The organism is Pseudoflavonifractor sp. An176, from assembly GCF_002160435.1.
GTDB lineage: Bacteria > Bacillota > Clostridia > Oscillospirales > Oscillospiraceae > Enterenecus > Enterenecus faecium.
This window is the reverse complement of the sequence record NZ_NFKO01000061.1, coordinates 1-1,925: the sequence shown is the minus strand read 5'-3', so window position 1 is coordinate 1,925 and position 1,925 is coordinate 1. Positions and strand designations below refer to the sequence as shown.

Here is a 1,925-nt window from a genome sequence, read left to right as displayed (position 1 = left end):
TGGTGCGCCCGGCATGGGCAATAACTTGGTGGTGAAAGTCCACTACAGACTTGGCAGTAGGAACTGTTAGCCGAAGGCAAGGGTGTCCATCGTGAGGTGGAATCTGAAGGAAGCTGGATGTGGAGGCTGCGAAGTGCCGACACGGGCAAACTCCCGGTCTGACGAACAGAAATCGCATATGAGGCAATGCAAAGCGGACGAGTCTGCCATACAAGACAAAGTCCAATACTGCCCGAACTTTGCATTGTAAATGCGGCAGATATATGGGAGGAAGGTTATTGCTCTTACCCGGGGAGGTCTTACGGACGCAGAAGTAGGGGAAAAAAAAATCCGAACCTGCGGAGTAAAGCTTGCCGTAAGAAGTCAGCAGAGGCCATAGTACCGGAAAAAAAACGGGAAGGGCCGAACAATCGTAAGTCTTGAGTAAAGACCGGAAGGAGGACTGGTGCCATGACAGCAAAATACCGAAAGGGCTTCGTGCAGAGGGATAGCGTGGAACGTGAAGAGTATGCAAAAGTGCCGAGTGCCAGCCCTGGGGAAGGGAAAGAAAGAGACGGTGCAGAGAACCTGCTGGAGCGGATTCTGGACAGAAACAACCTGAACAGAGCCTACAAGCAGGTCAAGCGCAATCACGGAGCACCTGGCATCGACGGGATGACCGTAGAGCAGGCCTTGCCGTGGTTGCAGGAACACAGAGCGGAATTGCTTCAAAGCATCCAGGAGGGGAAATACGCCCCATCCCCGGTGCGGCGAAAGGAAATCCCCAAACCAGATGGAGGTGTGCGCAAGCTGGGTATCCCAACGGTGGTAGACCGAATCATCCAGCAAGCCATTGCCCAACAGCTACAGCCAATCTATGAACCGCTGTTTTTGGACGCAAGCTATGGCTACCGCCCGAGAAGAAGCGGACAGCAGGCTGTGCGCCAAGTAAAGAAATACGCAGAGCAAGGCTACACCTATGCCGTAGAAGTGGACTTGTCCAAGTATTTCGACACGCTGAACCACGAATTGCTGATGGAACTACTGCGGAAACAAATCCACGACAAACGGGTAACGGGGCTGATTAAGAAGTACCTGAAAGCCGGGGTCATGGAGAATGGTGTTACAACCAGAACGAGGGAAGGCTCTCCACAGGGAGGTCCCCTGTCTCCGCTGCTGGCAAACGTCTACCTGAATGAGTTTGACCAGGAAATGGTCAGAAGAGGCGTAAAGGTGGTTCGCTATGCGGATGACATTGTGGTGGTGACCAAAAGCAAACGAGCAGCGGAACATATGCTGGAATCCTGCCGAAAGTTCTTGGAAGGAAAGCTGAAACTGACCATGAATCTGCAAAAGAGCAAGGCAGTAAGTCTGTATTCCAACCGGAACTTTAAGTTCTTGGGCTGCTGTCTGGGGAAGAGTGGACGAGGCGTATATATCCGAGTTCATAGGAATTCCCTACAGAAAGCAAAACAGAAGCTAAGAGAATTGACCAGCAGAAGCCAAGGCAGAAATGTGCGCATGGTCATGGAGAAGGTGAAGGAGTTCATTCGAGGATGGATTGGGTACTTTTATATTGCTGATATGAAGCGCATCCTTCAACGTTGGAACGAATGGCTACGACGCAGAATCCGCATGTACATCTGGAAACAGTGGAAGAATCCGAAAACCAGGGTGCAGAACCTAAAGAAACTGGGCATCCCAGCGTGGCAGGCCTACCAATGGGGGAATACTCGCCTGGGCTACTGGAGAGTAGCTGGAAGCGCAGTTCTCAGCCGCTCCATTACAAACGAAAAGCTCGCACTGGCCGGGTATTACGACTTTCCGGCGCAGTACGAGCAAATTCGTAAACAGCACTTATGCGATTGAACCGCCGTGTACCGAACGGTATGCACGGTGGTGTGAGAGGACGGCTACTCAACTAATGGGTAGCCTCCTACTCGATT

Annotated in this window: 1 protein-coding gene; it reads left to right on the top strand. The window is 51.9% G+C overall.

Annotated elements, in window-relative coordinates; genetic code table 11:
* The first annotated feature begins 450 nt into the window (after window positions 1-450).
* On the top strand, window positions 451-1,848 hold the full coding sequence (gene ltrA, locus B5F12_RS11555) for a group II intron reverse transcriptase/maturase (protein ID WP_087234533.1): 1,398 nt from the start codon (window positions 451-453) through the stop codon (window positions 1,846-1,848).
* Window positions 1,849-1,925: the final 77 nt, after the last annotated feature.